Origin of the sequence: Pseudoalteromonas sp. S3178 (assembly GCF_005886985.1) — a bacterium.
GTDB lineage: Bacteria > Pseudomonadota > Gammaproteobacteria > Enterobacterales > Alteromonadaceae > Pseudoalteromonas > Pseudoalteromonas carrageenovora.
This window is the reverse complement of the sequence record NZ_PNCW01000027.1, coordinates 112,666-135,019: the sequence shown is the minus strand read 5'-3', so window position 1 is coordinate 135,019 and position 22,354 is coordinate 112,666. Positions and strand designations below refer to the sequence as shown.

Genomic DNA, 22,354 nt, shown 5'->3' with positions numbered 1-22,354 from the left:
CCATGGCTAAAGATTTTATATTACCCGATATTGGTGAAGGCATTGTTGAATGCGAAGTTGTTGAATGGTTAATCAAAGAGGGCGATAGCGTATCTGAAGATCAGCCTATTTGTGATGTAATGACAGATAAAGCATTAGTGCAAATTCCGGCTGTACATGATGGTGTAATTACTAAGCTTTATTATCAAAAAGGTGAAATTGCTAAAGTACATGCCCCATTATTTGCTATGGATGTAGCCGGTGACAGTGTAAATAATGAAGCAGTTCAAGAAGACGTTACAACTGAACTACAAGCAAACACTAGCTCAATTGATTTGCTAGAAGACTTTATACTACCCGATATCGGCGAGGGTATTGTTGAGTGTGAAATTGTTGATTGGTTAGTTGCACAAGGCGACGAAATAGAAGAAGACCAAGCGGTTTGTGATGTAATGACTGACAAAGCATTAGTACAAATTCCGGCTAAATATACGGGTACTGTGCAAAAGCTTTATTATCAAAAAGGTGAAATTGCTAAAGTACACAGCCCGTTATTTCAAATGACAATTACAGGCAGTGCAGCTAAGCCAAATGTTGATATAAACCAAGCGGTCGTAAAGGCGCAAACTAATGCGGTTGTTGAAAAAACAGCACCAGTTAAAACGCAGCAAGCTGGTAAAGTTATCAACCAAAAAGCAGTGGCATCGCCTGCGGTTCGTCGCAAAGCACGGGAGCTTGATGTTGATTTAACCTGCGTACCAGGTAGTGGCAAAAATGGCCGTATTTATAAGCAAGACATAGAAGAGTTTGTAAAAGGTGAAGTGCCAAATACTATTGATACTTCACCTCTTAATAGCAATGCCTCTCAAAGTACAGTACAAAACCAAACGCAAAATCAAAGTAGTGGCGTACGAGTAGAGCCTATTAAAGGCATTAAAGCGGCTATGGCTAAGCAAATGATGGCTTCTGTGTCTACTATTCCGCACTTTACCTTTAGTGATGAAATTGACTTAACACAGTTAATTGCGCTCAGAAGTGCTTTAAAAGAGCAGTATAAAGCGCAAGGTGTAAAGCTCACCATGATGCCGTTTTTTGTAAAAGCACTGTCACTGGCTATGAAAGAGTACCCAGTGCTTAACTCAAAAGTAAATGACGATTGTTCAGAGCTAACCTACTTTGATGATCATAATATTGGTATTGCAGTTGACTCTAAAATTGGTTTGTTAGTGCCTAATATTAAGTCGTGTCAGAGTAAGAGCATTGTAGATGTAGCAAACGATTTAACTCGTTTAACTCATTCAGCACGCGAAGGGCGCGTAGCACCTGATGACTTAAAAGGTGGCACAATTAGCATTTCGAATATTGGTGCAATTGGTGGCACTATTGCAACGCCTATTATTAATAAACCAGAAGTAGCAATTGTTGCATTAGGTAAATTGCAACATTTACCGCGTTTTGATGAAAGCGGGCAAGTTGTGAGTAAAGCAATTATGCAAGTTAGTTGGTCTGGCGATCATCGCGTTATTGATGGCGGAACAATTGCACGCTTTAATAACTTGTGGAAATCGTATTTAGAAAATCCATCGGCAATGATGATGGCTATGAGTTAATAATATAATTGTTTAAGCCTAATAAAAAACCAGCAATTTGCTGGTTTTTTGTTTTAAAAGAGTCTGTTTTTATTTAAGATACAATTGTTACTCAAAAGTAATAAAATTAAACCCATTAGGGAATATAAAAACTAATACTAAGGAATTTTTATGGAATACTTTATGGAAGCAATGCGTCGTTATACAGATTTTAGTGGTCGTACACGTCGTAAAAACTTTTGGATGTTCATACTTTTTTATGCAATATTTTACGTCATATGCGCAGTTATCGACGGTGTTATAGGTACAGCTCCTATAGTTACTACTTTATTTAGTTTAGCTATGTTAATACCATCGATAAGTATTGCAGCTAGACGTTTACATGACACAGGACGTTCAGGTTGGTGGCAGTTAATAGCATTGATCCCTTTAATTGGTGGAATTGTATTATTGGTTTTCTATGTATTGGATTCACATCAGGGTGAGAATGATTATGGCCCAAATCCAAAAGAGTTTGCTGCTGAACCTGCTTCGGTATAAATAATACGTTAGTGTATAAAAGCTCAGCAATTGCTGAGCTTTTTTGTACTTATGATTTTTAAACTATTAGCTTAAAAAGTAAAGACCATAGCCAACAGCTAATGCAGGGATAGACGTATACAAAGTAGCAATTATAGCCGCTCTAGGTGCCATGGCAATTGCAGGGAATAATGCATCACCATCGTTAGATATTGCATTAGCAGTTAATGCGCTAAATGGAATGATCCCCTGAATATATAACGTTGTAACAATTATTTGCGGGCCACAACCCGGTAAAAAACCAATCACTACAGCGATAAGCGGCGCTAAATAAGCGTAATGTGCAAACCAAGCTTTTAAATCAAGCCCTGCAATATTTACTAAAATTTCAAACAACATAAACGATGCCACAACCCATGCAGTAACAAAGTGTGTGTCTTGAAGTACTTTAATAATTTTAGAAGGTGGATTACATTCATCGTCTTCAGAGGTTACTTCTTTATAGCTTTCGCCTTTAGAAGAATACGCCCATATAGTTACAGTAAATAACGCCATTGCAGCACCAAAAATACTAATACTTGTGCCTGTGTATTTTCCAAATTGATCAAAGTCGACATTAAACGCAATTAAAAAAGCAATAATGAGGCTTGGAATAATAGCGAACATCCAAACGGGTTTGCTTATTTTAATTATTCGAGTAGGCAATACTTTTACTTGGTGTTTTTGTTCTTGCTTAGTTGGGCGTAAAAAGTCTTTTGCATGAAGGGCATTTACTATAACACCACAAAACGTACCGACGACTAAACCAATCGCCATTATAATCAAACCTTCAGTAGGGCGAGTGGCAAGGAGTAAAAATGCAGCGTCTCCCATTGTGGCAGTAAGCACGGCGACTATAGCCCCAAAACTTGCTTGGCCTTTTGTAAATTGGGTAACCACTATTATTGCACCACCACACCCAGGAAGGGCACCTAATACGGCTGCAAAAAATATTTCTAATACCGGCGATTTAGCACTTAAATAACTAAGCTCTAACTGAGGTAAGTGCTCTATAGCGTAGTAATAAATTAATAATGTAGCAGCTACAAATACGCTAACTTGAAAAAAAGCATCGCTTAGTGCTGTTATTGTAATTTCACGAAGTGATGGCATTGCTAAGCATACCAATAAAAACAGTGGTAATAATAAACGTTTATTTTGGCTAACAAAGCGTTTAGAAGCGGGCGTAATAAATCCTATTTGAGAAAGTAAAATCATACAGTGTTACCAATTAAATAAACGTGGTAACACTGTATATTTTAATTAAATGATAATCAATATCATTTGCATTTATTTAAATCGATTACTCACTTTGAGTTTTTCGATGTTAAACCCTATGTTATTTACGTTGAAACTCTGAGTTTGCATTCCAAGTCGGCCATTGCTCTTGCTCAGATATATTAAAACCTACTTTATAAAATAATTGTAAGTCTTGAACAGCGCCTGATAAATCCCACTCATCGCGGTACCTATCACAAGGCTGATGGTAACAACCACGAAGCACTAAACTCATACGTTTACGATAATTTGCTGTATCTTCATCGGCTGCTACTGTACCACCGCCTGCATACATTGCAGGAATACCCATATTTGCAAATGCAAAGTGATCAGAGCGGTAATAGCCACCCGATGATGGTTTTGGATCGCCAGATATTGTTCTACCTTGCTCTTTTGCTGCGGTAGTTAAAAATTCGTCCATTTGCGATTTACCAATACCCACTACATTCATATCTTTAACTTTACCTAGTAGGTTTAAGCTATCCATATTTATGTTAGCAACGGTTTTATTCGCTGCAATAACCGGGTTTGCTGCGTAATATTTAGAACCAAGTAAACCTTGTTCTTCTGCAGTAACCGCTAAAAAGGTCATTGAGCGGCTAGGGTGTTTAGGTAATTTAGTAAAGGCTTCAGCTACTTCAATAAGACCAGCTGTACCCGTTGCGTTGTCGTGTGCACCGTTATAAATTTGATCGCCTTTACGGGTTTTATCTGTACCTAAGTGATCCCAGTGTGCAGAGTAAATAACGTGTTCTTCGGGTTTTTCACTACCTGGGAGGGTTGCAATAAAGTTGTACGACACCGATTTTTTAATTGTATTTTTAACATTTACTGACGCGGTTAAATCGCCCATATCAACGTTATAAGCACCTTTTGCTGCATTTGTTTTTACAGTTTCAAAATCAAGGCCAGCCTTAGTAAAAAGCTCTTTTGCTACATCACTAGTTACCCAACCTTCAACGGCAACACGGTCCATGTTGTTATTTTCTTTTTGAAACCCAAATTGTTCACCACTCCAAGAGTTTTCTACAACCGACCACGGGTAAGATGCAGGTGCTGTTTCATGAATAATAATGGCTCCAGCTGCACCTTGACGGCTTGCTTCTTCGTACTTGTAAGTCCAGCGTCCGTAGTAGGTCATTGCATCGCCTGTAAATAACGCAGGATCTTTTGTAGCAAAACCCGGATCGTTAACAAGCATAACCACTGTTTTGCCTTTAACGTCTAGCCCTTCGTAATCATTCCAGTTGTACTCTGGCGCATTTACACCGTAGCCAACAAATACAAGTTCTGAATTTTCAATGCCTTCTTGTGCACTAATACGGCTACTACCCATAACCATATCTTTTTTATATTGGTAATCTTTCCCACCAATACTTAATACCATGTTTGCATCAGCCTCAAGCGACACAAGTGGAACTTCTTGTAAGTAGCTGTCGCCATTGCCTGGCTCTAAACCTAGAGCTTTAAATTGCGATGTTAAATAATCAAGCGTTAGCTTTTCGCCAGGCGATGAAGGGGCGCGTCCGCCAAATTCATCAGATGCGAGTACTTTTACATGTTTAGCCAGTTCATCAGCTTTAATGCTGTTATAGCCTTTAGTTACATCGGTAGATGTAATACTTGTTGTTGCACAGCCGGCTAAAACAGCACCTGCAAGTAATGTGAGAGAAAAATAACGTTTCATGTCAGCTCTTTTCTTGTTTTAAGATTTAATAAGTATATTAAGTTCTATTAAGTAGAACCAGTTTTTGCGGTAAACTTCCCGTAAATTAAAGGTATAAATTGTTAAAGGTACAAATGAAACGCTTTACTCCTCCAGAGCAATGGCAAGTGAGTAGTTTACAAACAGGCGCATTTTCGCACTTACGTGAGCTATTTAAAGTAGACGAACTAACTAATTGGCCTGCACCTCAGTGGTTTTCCCCTTTTTTAAAAGCGATTAATGCTAATAATATTGCTATTAGCTTTGAAGACGACGCAAAAGTAGACTTTGGCGATAGGTATTACGAGCAGGTTATCTTTGAAACGGGTGTAGTACCAACACGTGCAGAAAATTGGCATGACTTATTTGGTGGTTTTATTTGGTGTTTATTCCCAAAAACTAAGGCACTAATCAACCAACGTCACGTGCAAGACATAGCGCAATATGGGCTACAAAAGCGTACTAAACACAGAAATGCACTTACTTTGTTTGATGAATGCGGCGTTGTATTAGCCACTAGCGACACAAAGTGGATTGAGCTACTTCGCGAGCACCAATGGAAAACTGCTTTTGTTGATAATAAAAGCGAGTGGGGTAAAACAATAAAGCCATTCATGTTTGGTCATGCAAATTACGAAATGCTTACCAAGCCTTATATAGGGTTAACGGGTAAAGCGTTGTTTGTGAGTATGCCCGATGAAATATTTTGTAAAGATTTAGTTACTCAATATCAGTACCTAGACCAAGCCCTTTATGAGATGATTAATACTAACAACTGTTTAGCTGATAACAAACAGCTTTCACCTTTGCCTTTATTAGGTGTGCCAGGTTGGCATGATGAAAATCAAGACGCGTCATTTTACGACAATACAGATTATTTTAGAGCGAAACGAAGGATACGAATATGATAGAAATCGCTGGGCTTAAAAAGAAATTTAAGTTAACCAAAGATCATAAAAAAAACAAAGTCGACGATATCGACCCACGTGAAGACAAAGACTATTTTCACTCTGTTCGTAATGTAAGCTTTAGTTGTGCTAAAGGTGAAGTGCTTGGTTTATTAGGCCCAAATGGGGCGGGTAAAACAACAACACTACGCATGTTATCAACCGCACTTAAACCAGATGAAGGCTCTATTACTATAGCGGGTAACGACATAGTAAAAAAACCATTGCTAGGGCGCAAATCAATCGGTTTTTTATCAGGCTCTACAGGGTTGTACGGTCGCTTAACCGTAAAAGAAAACATAGAGTACTTTGCAAAACTCCATGGGATGAGTAAAAAAGACATAGCATCGCGTTGTGAAGAGCTGTTTACCATGCTCGATATGCACAAATTTATTGATAAACGCGCAGAAAACCTCTCAACGGGTATGAAGCAAAAAGCAAATATAGCGCGTGCGGTAGTTCATCATCCGGATGTAGTAGTGCTTGATGAGCCAACAACTGGCCTTGATATAATGACTACACAAACGGTTATAAACTTTATTAAAGGCTTAAAAGAGCAGGGCACGCCTGTTATTTTCTCAACTCATCATTTAGATGAAGTTGCACTTTTATGTGATCGAGTAGCGGTTATAAATGAAGGCGTTAGTTGTTTTGATGGCACGGTGGAAGAATTTAAAAAAGCGGGTAATAGCGATGAGCTAAACCAAGCATTTATGAATATATTAACGGAGAAACAAGATGTTTGAAGTATTTAAAAAGGAATTAAAAGAACTCCTTCGTGACAAAAAAACCTTATTGTTTGTTGTAGCGTTGCCCGTTGTTATATTTCCACTACTATTTGCAGTAATGGCATTTATAAGCTCACAAGCTGCGCTTGATGCTGATCAAAAAATAAATACATACGTAATTATTAATGGTGAGTACGCACAAGAATTTACAGATAAGGTGTTTTACCACAAAAGTTTTGAGTTATATAAAGGCAGCAAAACGTTTAATACTATTGAAGAGCTTAAAGCGGGTGTTATTGCTGGCGATATCGATATGGGGATCTATTTACCCAGTGATGCCAAACAAACGTTAAATGACGAAAAGCAAAGTAAATGGCAAGTGGTATTTAACGATTCAAAATCTATTAACTTCTTATTTGAACGTGTAAAAGAGCTCGCTAAGGAATACAGCGACAACTTACAAAAAGAACAATTAATTAGCTTTGGTATTGATATGTCAGCTCACGCAGCGCTGTTAAATCCAGTTGATGTAATAAAAGTTGATACCGCAGATAAGCGCGAAAACTTAGGCGAGAAAATGGGGGGCTTTTTACCTTATTTACTTATCCCTCTTGTATTAATGGGGGCGACTTATCCAGCTATAGATTTAGGCGCCGGTGAAAAAGAGCGTGGCACACTAGAAACTCTTCTGCTTACACCTATTACTCGTACTGAGTTAGTACTTGGTAAATTTATAACGCTGTTAACGACTTCTATAGCGTCCACAACAATAACAGTACTCAGTATGGGCTGTTGGGTTGCGTTAGCATTAGCGTTTGCAGATTTAGACGTGATTAAAACGGCTTTTAGTTCTTTAGCAGTAACCGATTTACTAATGATATTTGTATTGCTGCTACCTTTGGCTGCAATATTTTCATCATTAGCATTGGCTATATCTATCTATGCACGTACGTTTAAAGAAGCTCAAAATTATATGGCCCCGCTAAGTATGGGTGTATTCTTCCCTATTATAATTTCAATATTACCTAATATGGAGTTAACAGCTAAAACTGCGTTTATTCCTGTTACTAACGTTGCTTTAGCAATTAAAGATATAATTAAAGGCACAGTTGATTACACTTTTGTAGGCTTAATATTTTTGGCTACGGCGCTGATAGCCGGTGCGCTGCTAGCATTTTGTGTTAAATGGTTTAATAGAGAAGACGTTCTTTTTAGATAGAAAGCCAATATTATAAAACGTAAATGAGGTAGCCAAGGCTACCTCATTTTTTTATTAGTCACTAAAATTAACGCATGTATTGAATCGCTAACCAATCCAAATATTCACTTAAAATTCATACTCTTTGTGCTCTAAAAATTAAACTCATCCTTTAGTACTTTAATAGGTAAAAACATTAAAATTAATAACGATAACTAATTAGTTTTGGGGTCCTTTTTAACTTTTAATACACTATACTGTAGCGAGTAGAATCTGGTGGCGAAGGTAAATGTTAAAAAGGAATGTTTTTTTGAATGTTGCAAAAAGTAATAAATTAATTGTGGTTTCAGCAGGGTTATTTTTGCTGATTGCGTTACCTGCTTTGTATATATTTGAAAAAAACGTTAGAAGTGATATTTACCATACAGCGCAAACTGAACTTAAGCGCGAGCTTGAACTTAAAAGCCTCTCTTTAAAAAAGCATCTACAAGATAGCGTTAATGCAATTAGGTTTTTAGATGCAACCCCTCCTATTCAAGGCATTTCGCGTGCTTCTGAAAATAAATACATAGATCCACTATTGGGCACGCCTATTGATGTTTGGCAAACTCGTTTAGCCAGTATTTTTAGCGGCTTTATGCGAACTGACGAAAGCATACTACAGGCTCGATACATTATGCTTGCGGATGGTGGGCAAGAAATAGTAAGGGTAGATCGTAATCAATTAGGTGAAATTATAAGGTTGCAGGGCGCGCAGTTACAAAAAAAAGGCGAGCGTGATTATATAATTAAAGCAAGCATGTTGGATTACAAAAGCGTTTATATTTCACCAATTAATTACAACCGCGAAAATGGGCAAATTCAAAAACCTTATGTAAGTACTTTTCGAGTTGCTAAGCCAGTGTTTGACGAACAAAAACAAGTGTTTGCTATTTTAGTAACAAACTACTTTGCCGAAAACTTAATAAAAAGTTTAACGGTTGAATCTCCACAAGGGACACAAATTTACCTGATGAATAACGAGGGTGAATTTTTGTATCATCCAAATCCCGATTTAAGATTTGGTTTTGAGTTTAATAAAGCAAAAACATGGGATGACGAGTTTACAGCCTCAGCTACCATGGATGCTGATGGCACACTGCCTTTTAACGAGTACCCTGCATTTTACACTTTAAAAAAACGCATCACATTTAGCGGCAATATAGCTATGCTTCCGTTAGAACTGGCTGTGAGTGTTAATACTGAGCATTTACTAGCTAAAGTGAGTAAAAGACGAGATAACTTTATAACTATGCTAGTGGTATTTTTTAGCATATTTTTAGTAATCACCATTTTATACCAGCGCTTTATCAACCGAAAATTACTTATTCACTCTTTAAAAGAGCAAAATAATAAAGTGATTGAAAACTCGCTCGATGCCATTTTTACAATTGAGCAAACCGGCGAAATTGTTAATTTTAATAATACAGCGCGCGATGTTTTTGGTACTAATTTAAAAGGCGAGAACGTTAGTTTTACGTCACTTTTTGAGTTAAGCGATGCAGATAAAAATTGCATACAAGATACAATTACCGATGGCGTTAAAATGCCTTTTGAAGCAACCTACACCGATGGGTTTGGTAGTAAACAATTTTACTCTATTACCCTTAGTAGTATTTTTGATGTATTTAATAATCGTTACCAAGTGGCGGCCATTTTAAGAAATATAAGTTCGTTAAAAAATATTCAATCTGAGCTTGAAGGTTTAAATAACACCCTAGAGTTAAAGGTATCTCAGCGCACTGTAGAGCTTGAGCGAGCAATTGATCAGGCACTTGCTGCAAGCCAAGCTAAAAGTGATTTTGTTGCTAATATATCGCACGAAATACGCACACCGATGAATGGCGTACTAGGCATGTTAGAAATGCTTAAAGAAGATAGCCTAACCGATCAGCAACATCATTACTTAAAACTAGCTAATAGTAGTGCTAATTCTTTAATGAATTTAATAAACGATATTTTAGATTTTTCTAAAATAGAAGCCGGTAAGCTGGATATAGATAATCATACATTTGATGTGGTCACTGTTTGTAGTGACATGATCACATCGCTTGCGCTGCATGGGCAACGTAAAGGACTTGAAGTATTTTTAGATACTAAAAATGTTGTTGATAGAATGGTTATTGGTGATAGCCATCGCCTAAAGCAAATTTTAATAAACTTAGTAAATAACGCGTTTAAATTTACGCATAAAGGAGAGGTAAGCTTAACCTTATCGTCTAAGTATATTACTGATTCAAAGCTGCTAATGAGTTTTACAATTAAAGATACTGGTATAGGTATTGCGCCAGAAAATCTTAATAAGTTATTTGAAGTATTTACCCAAGAAGATTCTAGTACCACGAGGCATTTTGGTGGAACTGGCTTAGGTTTATCTATTTGTAAAAAGTTGGCGCAGTTAATGGGTGGCAATATTACTGTCACGAGCGAGAAGGGTGTGGGGAGTACATTTACAGCCACAGTAGAGCTTCATGTAGCAGCCCAGAAAAAGTTAAACACAGGTATTGAGCTTTCAACAAGTATTAATGTTGCTGCGTTAATTGCGCGCGATAACGTGTTTAATAACGTTACTGACCTATTATTACAAACCTGCAAGGTTGATGAAGATAAAATAATAAGGCTCGATTATTTTAGCGAGCATGAAGCCTTTGACGCAGATTTATTAATAATTGATGATGAACACCCTCAAGTAGATGCATTAATAAACTTTTGTAAGCAACACGATAAACGTTATGTACTCATTTTGCGTGATATGGTCATGAATAAGCAATCTAAAAAGGTTTTCCCAGAGCATAGCCATATTCTTAATAAGCCACTTACTCAAGATCAATTTACCTATAAATTGGCAAGCTTATTTGGTGCCAGTAAAGAGTTTGTTTTAACCCCACCTAAAACTCTCGAGGAAGAATTATCTGAGCCTGATTTATCGGCTTATCATGTACTGCTTGTTGATGACAACATGATAAACATTGAAGTGGCTAAAGCCATTTTAAAGCGTACTAAAATTAATATTACATGTGCTTCTGACGGCGTTGAAGCCATTGACGCACTTAAATTTAATGAAGGCCAACACATAGATTTAGTATTAATGGACTGTCAAATGCCTAACTTAAATGGCTACGATGCAACGAGTGAAATACGAAACGCTAAAGCCGGAATTAACTACATTCATGTACCAATAATAGCGATGACAGCAAGTGCTATGGAAGGTGATAGAGAGCGTTGTATTGCAGCAGGTATGAACGACTATATTACCAAGCCTATAAAACCAAAAACACTAAAAGACAGGTTAATAACCTGGTTGAATTAGTATTTTCGATAGGCAATTTATTTTAATAAGTCATCAGTTAAGCCGCTGACTTATTCGGTTTAACTGTTGTAGGTGTAACTATACTCGTTACATCTGCACTCTCTAGTACTTTTTGCGTGTCTGACCAATGCAACAACTCTATTTTACCGTTTTGCTGCTCTACTAGGGCTGTACAGCTTTCTATCCAATCGCCATCGTTGCAATACACTATGCCATCTTCAACCTTAATTTTAGGGTGATGGATATGACCACAAATAATTCCATCCACCTTTTGCTTTTTAGCTTCGTGAATAGCCGCATATTCAAAGGCTGCAATTGCCTCGCGGGCTTTATGTACACGCGCTTTTATATAGGCTGCAAGTGAATAGTAATTACCACCAAATACTTTACGAATACGATTAGTCCAGCGATTTAAAAATAATAAAAAGTCATAGCCTGCATCTCCAGCAATACTAATGAGTTTGTTATAGCGGGTAGCAATATCAAAATCATCACCATGAACCAGTAAAAAACGCTTATTTGCTTTAGTGGTATGAATATATTGCTGGTGGACTTCAACACCAAAAATTGTTTGATCAACATAGTGTCTAAACGTTTCATCGTGGTTACCAGGGATGTAAATTACACGCGTTCCATCAAGTGCTTTTTGTTGTATACAGTTAAGTACTTGGTAGTGGGAAGGGTGCCAATAAAACTGGCGTTTCATGGACCATAAATCAACAATATCACCGACTAAATAAAGCGTATCGCATTCAATTGAGTTTAAAAAATCTAGCAGGTATTCTGCTTTACAATCTTTAAAACCTAAGTGTACGTCGGAGATCCATACCGCAGGATAGTGTTGCTTGTTTGCGTTTAATTGCTCTGTCATGTCCTTTACCCATATTAGAATAATTATCCACTTTAGATAAGACGCGTGACATTTATAAGACACTTTGGCTAAGCCTACATGACATTACACGCAAAAAATTAAAATAAAAAAGCCGCTAATTAAAGCGGCTATCTGTTTATAGGCCCGTTAAGCTATTAGTTAACCTTTTACGGTAGCCTTAATAACTTCAACTGCTGTGTCTATATCAACCATAAGTTTTTCGCCAGTATGACGGTTTTTAAGCTCGACTTTATTTTCGTCAAGGTTACGCTCGCCAATAACCAGTGTATAAGGCACACCAATTAATTCCATGTCATTAAACATAACACCAGGGCGCTCTTTACGATCGTCAAATAACACGTCTAAACCTGCATCTTTTAAACCTTGGTAAAGGTTATTAGCAATATCAGGGATACGATGTGATTTATGCATATTCATCGGTACGATTGCTAAATCAAATGGTGCAATAGGTTGCGGCCATTTTATACCGTAATCATCATTGTTTTGCTCAATAGCAGCAGCAACAATTCTAGATACACCAATACCGTAACAACCCATAGTCATTACTTGGTTTTTACCACCTTCGTTTAACACGCCGGCTTTCATCGCTTCTGAGTATTTAGTCCCTAGCTGGAAAATATGGCCTACTTCAATACCGCGTTTGATTTGAAGGTTACCTTGACCACATGGGCTTGCATCACCTTCAACAATATTACGGATATCTGCAACTTCGTAGTTAGTTACATCACGATCCCAGTTAATACCGCTAAAGTGTTCGTCATCTTTATTAGCGCCGGCTACAAAATCAGCCATTACATTTGCTGTTCTATCAACAATAATAGGCATTGATAAACCAACAGGGCCAAGTGAACCTGGTTTTGCGCCAATAGCGTCAACGATGTCTGCTTCTGTTGCCATTTCAAGAGGCGAGTCAACAAGTGGGTGATTTTGTGCTTTTAGCTCGTTTAATTCGTGATCGCCACGCAGTACTAAGGCAACTAAACCACGTACTTCGTTTTCATCAGGTGTACCATAAACAATTAATGTTTTAACGCCACGATGAGGTTTTACACCGTAATGCTTTTTAAGCTCATTAATAGTTTTAGCATCTGGAGTAGGGAATGCTTTTAGCTCTTTGCTTGCTTCTGGGCGAGGCTCAGTGGGTGCAAGGGCTTCTGCTTTTTCAATGTTAGCGGCATAATCGCTGCCATCACTAAATGCAATGGCATCTTCGCCAGACTCAGCAAGCACATGAAATTCATGAGATAAGCTACCACCAATAGAGCCAGTATCAGCAAGCACAGGGCGGTAATTAAGGCCTAAACGCTCAAAAATATTACAGTATGCTTTGTGCATTACTTGATAAGTTGCATCTAAACACTCTTCACTTAAGTGAAATGAGTATGCATCTTTCATTGTAAATTCACGGGCACGCATAACACCAAAACGAGGGCGTCGCTCGTCGCGTACTTTAGTTTGTACTTGGTATAATGTAATAGGCAATTGCTTGTAGCTGCTAATTTCTTTGCGAACAAAATCAGTTATTACTTCTTCATGGGTAGGACCCATAGCAAATTCACGGTTGTGACGGTCTGTAAAACGCATAAGCTCAGGACCAAATTCACTCCAACGACCTGACTCTTCCCATAAATCTGCAGGTTGTATAACAGGCATTAACATTTCTATCGCGCCTGCTTTGTCCATTTCTTCACGTACAATGTTTTCTACTTTACGAAGTACACGTAAACCAGAGGGTAACCAAGTGTATAAACCCGAAGCGACGCGACGGATCATACCGGCTCTAAGCATTAACTGATGCGATACAATTTCAGCATCTGAAGGCGTTTCTTTAAGTGTTGCGAGTATATATTGACTGGTACGCATTATTTTTCCGAAATAGAGTAATATGTTCTTTTAATAGAGCTTAAGTTTACCAGCGGATGCTTTTACACTAAAGCGCTAAGTGAGTTATTTAGCTTTTTTCTATACTTGTTACTACGTTATGTTCGCCATTGACCTGCCAGCGAATATTATAATTATACAAAGTCATTCCATAGCTTTGCTCGCCATCTTTTTGTTTTTTATAGGCAGGGCGCGGATCTTGTTTTAAAACATTACTAATAAAGTTGAGCAAATCTGGGTATTGCGTTTGCTGCTCAATAAAAGAGGTAACTTCAGGCGTAAACTCCACACTCATTTGTGTTTCTGGGCGTGTATCGGCAAAGCCTGCACTGGCGTCATGCATCGCATCTGAATAGGGTAGGTAGGGTTTTATATCTATTATTGGCGTGCCATCGAGTAAATCAATGCCTGCAAGTAATAAACTAAGCTGTCCATTTTTATATTCAATCCCTTCAAGCTTTACAGCGCTCATACCTATAGCGTTAGGTCTAAATGTAGCGCGGGTAGCAAACACGCCTTTTCGCTCATTACCGCCTAATCGAGGAGGGCGCACCATTGCTGAATAGCCCTTATCTGCGGTTTCATGAAACCTAAATAACAGCCAAATATGAGTGAATTCATCAATACCACGTACAAACTCTTCACGATTAAAATCAGCAGTAAACACAAGTTTCGCTTTAGCCTCTGGTACTAATCGAGGTTGCCTAGGAATGGCAAATTTTTGTTTGTATGGAGATTGAATATGGCCTATTGCCGAAATGCTGTAATCGCTCATAGTGCTCAGGTACAAATTAAATAAAGCGCTATTCTACCTTTATTTAGTGGCTATGGCATTAATGTGAATAAGTTTTTATTTATAGACCCTGCGGTTTAAAGTTATTAATTAGACTGATTGGTTTATATTGGTGTATTTAAAAAAAGAGCCTAAAACAAAAAAGGTAAGCCTAAGCTTACCTTTTATATACACGTTAAATATTAATTAAAACATGTACTGAACTGAAACAGATGCAACATCCATATCTGGGTCAATATCGTCATCAAGTTTATAACGCTCGTACTCTAAACGAAATTGAACATTTGTTGTAAGTGCGTATTCAATACCTGCACCATAAAATACATCACCGCCATCTTGAGAAGTTGAAATGCTGCCTACAGGTAGTTCTTGTTCGTAGTCTGCATCCCATTCAAACCAACCACCTTTAGCGTATACAGAGAAGCTTTCGCTAATCGGTAAACCTAAACGTGCAGCTAATGATACACCATCAATTTCAGCTTTACTGTCGATATCGCTTACTTCATCAAAGTTTTGATAAGCAAGTTCTAAGCTTAAATATTCGTTAAATTGTGTACCAATGTAACCTTTAAGCATTTGCGCATCGTCATCGAAGTCAGTGTCGTTGTCGCTATCTTCAAACTCAAAAGAATATTGTCCGTAACCAATACCGGTGTAAATACGAGGAGAATCGAAATCGGCAATATCAGCGTGTGCTGCAGAGTTAAAACCCATTGTTGCTAAAGCAAGTGCAGAAAGAGAAAGTGTTTTAATCATTGAATAGCTCCTTTAAAATAATATAAATGTTTGATTAAACTCATCAAACGACAATTATCTAGTTGCAGCGAGCGTGCCAAGTTTAAAAGAGCATAAAAAAACGCCACACCCAGTACTTAAGTACTAATAAAAATGGCGTTTAGGGTGTTTTATAATCACATTGAACTTTTAGATGTTTTTGTTTTCTAATCTTAGTTGTATGTTTTACAAAACATTATGAGTTTTTTACATACCTATTGGGTACATACTAAATAAAGCTTATTTATACTTTATGAAGTAGGTTTTCAGTTTCTATCGCAATCTCTTTCATTTTTATAGCGTAGTTTTCTAATTTAATATCTTCTTCAGTAACGGCTTTAAATGACGGCACTTCTATTGGGTAACCGGTTTCGTCCATAGCAATAAAGCTAATAACACAGTGGTTTGTTTCAACCATGTTTTGTGTTTTAGGATCGCCACAGCGAACTTGTATAAATATTTGCATGCTACTTCTGCCTGTATGGGCAATTTTAGCTTCTACTTCTACAATTTGGCCTACTAAAATAGGGCGTCTAAATTTAACACCAGCAACCGATACGGTTACACAATAATGGCCACTCCAACCAGCAGCACAGGCATATCCAGCTTGGTCAATCCACTTCATTACAGCTCCACCGTGGACTTTACCTCCAAAGTTTACATCGGTAGGCTCGGCTAAAAAACGAAAAACAACTTTTGACGACGGCATATTAAATACTCACTTTATTAAACTTATCTATGAGCATACCGTAAAAAAGGGGCCGAAGCCCCTGCAATTTAGGATAGGTTTATAATTTATATGTAAAAGATACGTTTTTAATGCACCTTTGTGCATAAAATAGTTACATATTAGGGTAGTTTGGCCCACCAGCGCCTTCTGGCGTAACCCAAGTAATATTTTGGCTCGGATCTTTAATATCGCAGGTTTTACAGTGCACACAGTTTTGCGCATTGATCACAAACTGGTTTGCACCTTCAATTTCTTGCACTTCGTATACGCCTGCTGGGCAGTAGCGCTGTGCAGGTTCATCAAATTTAACTAAGTTCACAGAAATAGGAATGGCTGCATCTTTTAATTTTAAATGACATGGCTGAGATTCTTCGTGGTTTGTGTTTGATAAAAATACACTGGAGAGTTTATCAAAGCTCAGCTTTGCATCTGGTTTGGGGTAAGTAATTTTTGCAGCCGCTTTAGCGTCAACAAGAGTAGCATGATCGGGTGTATTATCTTTAAAAGTAAACGGCAAACCGCCATTAAAAATGTTTTGATCAAGCGTATTATAAGCACCGCCTACAAATTTGCCGAGTTTGTGCATTGCTGGGCCGAAGTTGCGTGATTGATATAGCTCTTTATATGCCCACGAATTTTCAAATGCCGTTTTAAACTCGGTTAAATCAGTATTAGCCATATTATTTTGTAGTGCATCAAAAATGACTTGTGCAGCTACAATTCCCGATTTCATAGCGGTATGGTTGCCCTTAATTTTAGCAAAATTGAGCGTGCCTGCATTACATCCTACTAATAAGCCACCCGCAAAGTTCATTTTAGGTAGCGAATGTAAGCCACCTTTTGCAATTGCTCGTGCGCCATAAGCAATACGATCACCGCCTTCAAGTACGTTTTTAAATACAGGGTGATGTTTCATTCGTTGAAACTCATCAAACGGACTTAAATGCGGGTTTGAATAATTTAGGTCAACTATTAGGCCAACCACAACTTGGTTATTTTCACTGTGATACATAAATGCACCACCGTTGGTGTCGCCAGCAAGTGGCCAACCTGTGCCATGAACAACTTTACCAAGCTCATGTTTGCTTTCATCAATTTGCCAAATTTCTTTAAAGCCCAAACCGTAATGCTGAGGAGATGCATTGGCATCTAGTGCAAACTGGTTTATAAGCTGTTTACCTAAATGGCCTCGACAGCCTTCAGCAAAAATAGTGTATTTAGCACGAAGCTCCATACCTGGCATGTAACCGTCTTTCTCGTTACCGTCTTTATCGACTCCCATATCACCAGTAATAATGCCTTTAACGGCTTCATCTTCAATAATTAACGAATGTGCGCTAAAGCTTGGAAATATTTCAACGCCTAAACCTTCAGCCTGCTCTGCAAGCCATCGACATACATTACCCATAGACACAATGTAGTTACCATCATTATGAAATGTTTTAGGTGTAGCGAAGTGGGGGATTGATGTCGCTTTTTGCTCGTTATTAAACCAGTAGATTTCATCGTTAGTTACTTTAGTTGAAACAGGCGCACCCAATTCTTGCCAATTTGGCAGTAGCTCATCAAGCGCTTTTGTTTCAAATACAGCTCCTGAGAGTACATGTGCACCCACTTCAGAGCCTTTTTCTACTACGCAAATCATGCACTCTTGTTGTTTTTCTTGTGCTAATTGCGCGAGTTTAATTGCACTAGCAAGACCTGCTGGGCCTGCTCCTACAATTACTACATCAAATTCCATGGTTTCACGTTCGACCATAATAACCTCTCAATCAATGACGGGCTTAGCTAAATTAGATAAGCAATGCAGCCTTTTTAATACTTGCACATTAAACGTTACAGGCTGTGAATAGTTTAAGGTTATTTTAGGTTGACGTTTACGTCAACAGGAAGTAGTCTGATTTCATGAAATAAATAGGTTGACGTGCGCGTTACCTTGTAGGTTTAAATAATTATGGAGTTCCTATGAAAGTTCTCGTACCAATAAAAAGAGTTATCGACTACAACGTAAAAGCTCGCGTTAAAAGCGATAATAGCGATGTTGATTTAGCTAACGTAAAAATGGCAATGAACCCATTTTGCGAAATTGCAATTGAAGAAGCTATACGTTTAAAAGAAGCGGGCACAGCAACAGAAGTAATCGCCGTAACCATTGGCGCTAAAGCCTCACAAGAGCAATTACGCACTGCACTTGCATTAGGTGCCGACAAAGCAATTCACATCGAAACCGATGAAAAATTAGAGTCACTTCATATTGCTAAGCTCCTTGCAAAAATTGTTGAGCAAGAAGCTCCCGAGCTGGTTATTTTAGGTAAACAGTCAATTGATTCAGATAATAACCAAACAGGACAAATGCTTGCAGCCTTAACAAATCGTGGACAAGGTACGTTTGCATCAAAAGTTGTTATTGAAAATAACAAAGTAAACGTAACCCGTGAAGTTGATGGCGGTCTACAAACGGTAGCACTTAGCTTACCAGCTATTGTTACTACTGACTTACGCTTAAATGAGCCTCGGTATGCATCATTACCCAATATAATGAAAGCAAAACGTAAGCCGCTTGAAGTTATTGCAGCCGACTCGTTAGGCGTTGATTTAGCGCCTCGCATACAACTAGTAAGCGTAGAAGAGCCCGCTAAACGCAGCGGTGGCATTATTGTAGAAGATGTAGCACAGCTTGTAGAAAAACTTAAAACAGAGGCTAAGGTGATTTAAATGAAAACACTTGTAATTGCAGAGCACGATAACGGTGCCTTAAAACCAGAAACCTCAAAAACAATTAATGCCGCTGTTAAATTAGGCTTAGACGTAGATGTACTTGTTGCAGGTTTAAATATAAGCGCTATGAGCGAAAAGCTAGCGAGTATTGCGGGTGTTAATGCGGTACTTACAGCAGACAACGCTGTTTATGAGCATCAACTTGCTGAAAGCATGACAGACTTAGTATTGAGCCTTGCTGATAACTACAGTCATATTGTGGCAAGCGCCACTACCACGGGCAAAAACTTTATGCCACGCGTTGCAGCTCTTTTAGATGTGGCTCAAATTTCAGAAATAATTGATGTAATAGATGCCGATACGTTTAAACGCCCAATTTATGCCGGTAACGCTATTGCGACAGTTAAATCACTTGATGCTAAAAAGGTTATTACCGTACGCGCAAGTAGCTTTGATTTACAAGGCGAGCAAGCCGCGGTAAATATTAATACTTTAGATACGGTATCGGACTCACAGTTAAGTACGTTTGTAAGCGTTGAGCAAACTGAGTCAGAGCGCCCAGAGCTTACTGCTGCAGAGGTGGTTATATCTGGCGGTCGTGGTATGCAAAATGGTGAAAATTTTGCGTTATTAAATGGCATTGCCGATAAACTAGGTGCCGCTATTGGTGCATCGCGCGCAGCCGTTGATGCAGGCTTTGTACCTAACGATATGCAAGTAGGGCAAACAGGTAAAATTGTGGCGCCTAACTTATATATTGCAGTAGGTATTAGCGGTGCAATTCAGCACTTAGCAGGTATGAAAGACTCAAAAGTGATTGTCGCAATTAACAAAGATCCTGATGCGCCAATATTTCAAGTAGCAGATTACGGCCTAGTAGCTGATTTATTTGAAGTGCTACCTCAGCTTGAAGGTGCTTTATAGCGCTTAATTAAGCAAAATATATTCTGGTTGAAAGCCGTGGTGCTTATTGAGTGCTGCGGCTTTTTTATGTGTAAAGTTAACGTCACAAAAAAACCAGCCAATTGGCTGGTTTTTAATGTTTTTAAACAACTTATTAAATAAGGATTTAGTAAGTTGCGCTGCCTTTAGTACGAGGGAAGGCAATAACATCACGTACGTTACCCATACCTGTTACGTATGCAACTAAACGTTCAAAGCCTAAACCAAAGCCAGAATGTGGCACGCTACCGTATTTACGTAAATCACGGTACCAGCTGTAATCTTCTTTGTTTAAGCCCATTTCGTCTAAGCGAGCATCAAGTACGTCAAGGCGTTCTTCACGTTGTGAACCACCAATGATCTCACCAATGCCAGGTGCTACAACATCCATTGCTGCAACGGTTTTGCCGTCTTCGTTTTGGCGCATGTAAAACGCTTTAATATCACGCGGGTAGTTTTTAATAACTACAGGTGCTTTAAAGTGCTCTTCTGCTAAGTAACGCTCGTGCTCAGACTGTAAATCAACACCCCATTCAACAGCGTACTCAAACTTTTTACCACATGTTTTAAGGATTTCAACAGCGTCTGTGTAATCAACTTGTGCAAAGTCTTTATCTACAAACTCTTCAAGGCGAGTGATTGCAGTTTTTTCTACACGTTGTGCAAAAAATTCCATGTCGTCACGGCGCTCTTCAAGTACGGCTTTAAATACATACTTAAGCATGTTTTCTGCAAGTTTTGCGATATCTTCTAAATCAGCAAATGCTACTTCAGGTTCAACCATCCAAAACTCAGCTAAGTGACGAGAAGTGTTTGAATTCTCAGCACGGAAAGTAGGGCCAAATGTATAAATTTTTGACATTGCTGATGCGTACGTTTCGCCGTTTAACTGGCCAGATACAGTTAAAAACGCTTCTTTACCAAAGAAATCTTCGCTGTAATCAACATCGCCTTTATCTGTACGCGGTAAATTTTGCATATCAAGTGTAGATACACGGAACATTTCGCCAGCGCCTTCACAGTCACTTGCTGTGATAATAGGTGTGCTGATCCAGTAAAAACCTTGTTCGTGATAAAAACGGTGAATAGCTTGTGCTAAACAGTTACGTACACGTGTTACTGCGCCAATCATATTTGTGCGAGGGCGAAGGTGAGCGTGCTCACGTAAGTACTCAATGCTGTGGCGTTTTGCCGACATTGGGTAAGAATCTGGGTTTTCTACCCAACCTAAAACTGTTACAGAATTAGCTTGAATTTCAAATGATTGACCTTGGCCAGCAGATTGAACTAAAACACCAGTAACCGATACAGAACAACCGGCTGTTAAGCTAGTAACTTCATCATAATTATTCAGTGAATTAGGAACTACCGCTTGAATAGGATCAAAACACGAACCGTCATGAACGGCTAAAAATGATATTCCTGCTTTTGAATCGCGGCGAGTACGGATCCAGCCTTTAATTGTAACTTGGCTGTCTACCGCAACGTTGCCTTTTAATAGCTCTGAAATCGCTAAATGGCTCATCTTCACTCCAATGATATAAGTTGCCTAACTTTATTTATTTAACTGTGCGCAGCACATTGGCATTAATTGCATAAACGTTGCTGCACTTGAACCCTGTATCTTACCTAGTTAACTCAAATAAAAAAACTATTGTGGGCAACTCTTTAAAAGTTTTTATCAATGCGCTTTATTTTTAGCCATTTTTAAAGCAAAAATGATCAAGTTTGTAATTTGATGCTCTGAAATTTAACGATTTTGTGGCATTATAAGTTTTTAAACTCTTTAACGTTGCCTTTTACTTAGAAACGGATGCCATGAAACAAGTTTTTATTTTACGAGGACTACCAGGAAGCGGTAAGTCTTATTACGCGCAAAACCTTGCAGACGAACTAGGTGGTGTTGACGAAAGCCAATATCTAATTTGTTCAACCGACGACTACTTCATAAATGAGCAAGGCGAATATCACTTCGATAAATTTAGGCTCTCGCAATATCATAATTTAAACTTGGCTCGTTTTATTAATGCACTCGCACAAAACATTCCATTAGTCATAGTTGATAACACTAATATTAAAAAGTGGGAATTTATTGCGTATTCACAAGCTGCTGTTGCTTTAGGGTATCAAGTAAAAGAAGTGATTGTGGGTGAAGTGAAAGACAAATCAATGCAGCATTTATACGCTAAGCGTAACTCACATAATGTGCCGCTTAAAACCATAAGTAAAATGGCGTACATGTTTGAGTGGTGATTTGCGTTAACGTTTTAATTTAAAAAGCCCATACATATGG

General features: G+C 38.3%; 18 protein-coding genes. 9 read left to right on the top strand and 9 right to left on the bottom strand.

Annotated features, from left to right (window positions below):
* The first annotated feature begins 2 nt into the window (after window positions 1–2).
* Window positions 3–1,589 (top strand): dihydrolipoyllysine-residue acetyltransferase, encoded by a 1,587-nt coding sequence (locus tag CWC11_RS08720; RefSeq protein ID WP_138682377.1) that lies wholly within the window; start codon window positions 3–5, stop codon window positions 1,587–1,589.
* A 150-nt stretch (window positions 1,590–1,739) separates the two neighbouring features.
* Window positions 1,740–2,108, top strand: a complete 369-nt coding sequence (locus tag CWC11_RS08715) for a DUF805 domain-containing protein (RefSeq protein WP_138682376.1) — start codon at window positions 1,740–1,742, stop codon at window positions 2,106–2,108.
* A 66-nt stretch (window positions 2,109–2,174) separates the two neighbouring features.
* Here the strand turns inward: CWC11_RS08715 and CWC11_RS08710 are convergent, their stop codons facing one another.
* Window positions 2,175–3,344: a putative manganese transporter gene (locus CWC11_RS08710; protein ID WP_138682375.1), complete on the bottom strand. Its 1,170-nt coding sequence runs from the start codon at window positions 3,342–3,344 to the stop codon at window positions 2,175–2,177.
* 121 nt (window positions 3,345–3,465) lie between these two features.
* Window positions 3,466–5,091, bottom strand: coding sequence for a M28 family metallopeptidase (locus CWC11_RS08705; RefSeq protein WP_138682374.1), 1,626 nt, complete (start codon window positions 5,089–5,091; stop codon window positions 3,466–3,468).
* Window positions 5,092–5,204: 113 nt separating this feature from the next.
* Between CWC11_RS08705 and CWC11_RS08700 the strand changes: the two genes are divergently transcribed.
* From CWC11_RS08700 to CWC11_RS08685, 4 genes are all read left to right on the top strand, one after another.
* Window positions 5,205–6,017 carry a DUF3025 domain-containing protein gene (locus CWC11_RS08700; protein WP_138682373.1) on the top strand — a complete coding sequence of 271 codons (813 nt, stop codon included), beginning with the start codon at window positions 5,205–5,207 and terminating at the stop codon, window positions 6,015–6,017.
* Window positions 6,014–6,802 carry an ABC transporter ATP-binding protein gene (locus CWC11_RS08695; RefSeq protein ID WP_138682372.1) on the top strand — a complete coding sequence of 263 codons (789 nt, stop codon included), beginning with the start codon at window positions 6,014–6,016 and terminating at the stop codon, window positions 6,800–6,802. The genes CWC11_RS08700 and CWC11_RS08695 overlap by 4 nt, the downstream gene beginning before the upstream one ends.
* Window positions 6,795–8,003, top strand: coding sequence for an ABC transporter permease (locus CWC11_RS08690; RefSeq protein WP_138682371.1), 1,209 nt, complete (start codon window positions 6,795–6,797; stop codon window positions 8,001–8,003). Before CWC11_RS08695 ends, CWC11_RS08690 begins: the two co-directional genes overlap by 8 nt.
* A gap of 268 nt (window positions 8,004–8,271) precedes the next feature.
* Window positions 8,272–11,331, top strand: coding sequence for an ATP-binding protein (locus CWC11_RS08685; protein ID WP_138682370.1), 3,060 nt, complete (start codon window positions 8,272–8,274; stop codon window positions 11,329–11,331).
* Window positions 11,332–11,368: 37 nt separating this feature from the next.
* Here the strand turns inward: CWC11_RS08685 and CWC11_RS08680 are convergent, their stop codons facing one another.
* From CWC11_RS08680 to CWC11_RS08655, 6 genes are all read right to left on the bottom strand, one after another.
* The gene (locus tag CWC11_RS08680; protein WP_138682369.1) at window positions 11,369–12,202 is read right to left on the bottom strand and encodes a UDP-2,3-diacylglucosamine diphosphatase; all 834 of its coding nucleotides are present in this window, start codon (window positions 12,200–12,202) and stop codon (window positions 11,369–11,371) included.
* A 159-nt stretch (window positions 12,203–12,361) separates the two neighbouring features.
* Window positions 12,362–14,086: a proline--tRNA ligase gene (locus CWC11_RS08675; protein WP_138682368.1), complete on the bottom strand. Its 1,725-nt coding sequence runs from the start codon at window positions 14,084–14,086 to the stop codon at window positions 12,362–12,364.
* 88 nt (window positions 14,087–14,174) lie between these two features.
* A complete protein-coding gene (tsaA, locus tag CWC11_RS08670) occupies window positions 14,175–14,879 on the bottom strand; it encodes a tRNA (N6-threonylcarbamoyladenosine(37)-N6)-methyltransferase TrmO (protein WP_138682367.1) in 705 nt (234 codons plus the stop codon).
* Between the two features lie 204 nt (window positions 14,880–15,083).
* Window positions 15,084–15,653 (bottom strand): outer membrane beta-barrel protein, encoded by a 570-nt coding sequence (locus CWC11_RS08665; RefSeq protein WP_058550107.1) that lies wholly within the window; start codon window positions 15,651–15,653, stop codon window positions 15,084–15,086.
* 262 nt (window positions 15,654–15,915) lie between these two features.
* The gene (locus CWC11_RS08660) at window positions 15,916–16,380 is read right to left on the bottom strand and encodes an acyl-CoA thioesterase (RefSeq protein ID WP_058550106.1); all 465 of its coding nucleotides are present in this window, start codon (window positions 16,378–16,380) and stop codon (window positions 15,916–15,918) included.
* A 133-nt stretch (window positions 16,381–16,513) separates the two neighbouring features.
* Window positions 16,514–18,160: an electron transfer flavoprotein-ubiquinone oxidoreductase gene (locus CWC11_RS08655; protein WP_138682366.1), complete on the bottom strand. Its 1,647-nt coding sequence runs from the start codon at window positions 18,158–18,160 to the stop codon at window positions 16,514–16,516.
* A 206-nt stretch (window positions 18,161–18,366) separates the two neighbouring features.
* Between CWC11_RS08655 and CWC11_RS08650 the strand changes: the two genes are divergently transcribed.
* On the top strand, window positions 18,367–19,116 hold the full coding sequence (locus CWC11_RS08650) for an electron transfer flavoprotein subunit beta/FixA family protein (protein ID WP_138682365.1): 750 nt from the start codon (window positions 18,367–18,369) through the stop codon (window positions 19,114–19,116).
* Complete coding sequence (locus tag CWC11_RS08645; RefSeq protein ID WP_138682364.1) at window positions 19,117–20,043, top strand: electron transfer flavoprotein subunit alpha/FixB family protein; 927 nt, start codon at window positions 19,117–19,119, stop codon at window positions 20,041–20,043. It abuts the gene before it with no gap.
* Between the two features lie 145 nt (window positions 20,044–20,188).
* Here the strand turns inward: CWC11_RS08645 and asnS are convergent, their stop codons facing one another.
* Window positions 20,189–21,586 (bottom strand): asparagine--tRNA ligase, encoded by a 1,398-nt coding sequence (gene asnS / locus CWC11_RS08640; RefSeq protein ID WP_058550102.1) that lies wholly within the window; start codon window positions 21,584–21,586, stop codon window positions 20,189–20,191.
* 293 nt (window positions 21,587–21,879) lie between these two features.
* Between asnS and CWC11_RS08635 the strand changes: the two genes are divergently transcribed.
* On the top strand, window positions 21,880–22,314 hold the full coding sequence (locus CWC11_RS08635; RefSeq protein ID WP_058550101.1) for an ATP-binding protein: 435 nt from the start codon (window positions 21,880–21,882) through the stop codon (window positions 22,312–22,314).
* Window positions 22,315–22,354: the final 40 nt, after the last annotated feature.

Coding starts and splice junctions, on each gene's coding strand:
- CWC11_RS08690 (WP_138682371.1), top strand. CDS start 6,795: ATGTTTGAAGTATTTAAAAAGGAATTAAAAGAACTCCTTCGTGACAAA.
- CWC11_RS08650 (WP_138682365.1), top strand. CDS start 18,367: ATGAAAGTTCTCGTACCAATAAAAAGAGTTATCGACTACAACGTAAAA.
- CWC11_RS08720 (WP_138682377.1), top strand. CDS start 3: ATGGCTAAAGATTTTATATTACCCGATATTGGTGAAGGCATTGTTGAA.
- CWC11_RS08700 (WP_138682373.1), top strand. CDS start 5,205: ATGAAACGCTTTACTCCTCCAGAGCAATGGCAAGTGAGTAGTTTACAA.
- CWC11_RS08675 (WP_138682368.1), bottom strand. CDS start 14,086: ATGCGTACCAGTCAATATATACTCGCAACACTTAAAGAAACGCCTTCA.
- CWC11_RS08685 (WP_138682370.1), top strand. CDS start 8,272: ATGTTAAAAAGGAATGTTTTTTTGAATGTTGCAAAAAGTAATAAATTA.
- tsaA (WP_138682367.1), bottom strand. CDS start 14,879: ATGAGCGATTACAGCATTTCGGCAATAGGCCATATTCAATCTCCATAC.
- CWC11_RS08635 (WP_058550101.1), top strand. CDS start 21,880: ATGAAACAAGTTTTTATTTTACGAGGACTACCAGGAAGCGGTAAGTCT.
- CWC11_RS08655 (WP_138682366.1), bottom strand. CDS start 18,160: ATGGTCGAACGTGAAACCATGGAATTTGATGTAGTAATTGTAGGAGCA.
- CWC11_RS08660 (WP_058550106.1), bottom strand. CDS start 16,380: ATGCCGTCGTCAAAAGTTGTTTTTCGTTTTTTAGCCGAGCCTACCGAT.
- CWC11_RS08710 (WP_138682375.1), bottom strand. CDS start 3,344: ATGATTTTACTTTCTCAAATAGGATTTATTACGCCCGCTTCTAAACGC.
- CWC11_RS08645 (WP_138682364.1), top strand. CDS start 19,117: ATGAAAACACTTGTAATTGCAGAGCACGATAACGGTGCCTTAAAACCA.
- asnS (WP_058550102.1), bottom strand. CDS start 21,586: ATGAGCCATTTAGCGATTTCAGAGCTATTAAAAGGCAACGTTGCGGTA.
- CWC11_RS08695 (WP_138682372.1), top strand. CDS start 6,014: ATGATAGAAATCGCTGGGCTTAAAAAGAAATTTAAGTTAACCAAAGAT.
- CWC11_RS08705 (WP_138682374.1), bottom strand. CDS start 5,091: ATGAAACGTTATTTTTCTCTCACATTACTTGCAGGTGCTGTTTTAGCC.
- CWC11_RS08665 (WP_058550107.1), bottom strand. CDS start 15,653: ATGATTAAAACACTTTCTCTTTCTGCACTTGCTTTAGCAACAATGGGT.
- CWC11_RS08715 (WP_138682376.1), top strand. CDS start 1,740: ATGGAATACTTTATGGAAGCAATGCGTCGTTATACAGATTTTAGTGGT.
- CWC11_RS08680 (WP_138682369.1), bottom strand. CDS start 12,202: ATGACAGAGCAATTAAACGCAAACAAGCAACACTATCCTGCGGTATGG.